This is a genomic window from Ellagibacter isourolithinifaciens (genome assembly GCF_008831035.1).
GTDB lineage: Bacteria > Actinomycetota > Coriobacteriia > Coriobacteriales > Eggerthellaceae > Ellagibacter > Ellagibacter isourolithinifaciens.
In genome coordinates this window covers 1-513 of the sequence record NZ_WAJR01000081.1, presented here as the reverse complement: position 1 = coordinate 513, position 513 = coordinate 1, and the positions used below count along the sequence as shown (strand labels likewise).

The 513-nt window shown below is 65.5% G+C and carries 1 pseudogene; it reads left to right on the top strand.

Features of this window, described 5'->3' with window-relative positions:
- Nucleotides 1-290: 290 nt before the first annotated feature.
- Nucleotides 291-513 (top strand): annotated as a pseudogene (locus F8C90_RS10835) (TrpB-like pyridoxal phosphate-dependent enzyme); the annotation flags it as partial.

Genomic DNA, 513 nt, shown 5'->3' with positions numbered 1-513 from the left:
GGATTGCCCCCTTCCCAAGGTCGCCCGGTTGGTGCTATGCTTCGTCCGACCCGGAAAGCCCGACCGAAGAAAGGCCGCAATGCCCTCAACCGCCCACACCGCAGCTTTCGCCGACAGCGTGCCTGGCACGTTGCCCGTCGGCGCGTGGTGGTGGAAGAGAAGGCATTGATCCCGGGTCTCGCATAGGCTTCTGTTTCGCGCATGCATATACAGAAGAGCCCTAGGAGATCCGGGGGCTCTTTTTGTTTGCGCGGACGGAGGGTGAACCGCGGCGGGGACGCCGCAGCAACGTGAAAGGAACCATCATGACCGAGAACGCGCCGCATCGCCTGTACCTGCGAGAAGACCAGATCCCCGCGCAGTGGTACAACCTGCGGGCCGACATGCCGGAGAAGCCCGAGCCCATCCGGCTGCCGAACGGCGCCGTGGCGCGCCCCGAGGACCTCGCGCCCGTGTTCTGCGACGAGCTGGTGGCGCAGGAGCTCGACGACGACACGGCCTACTTCGACATCC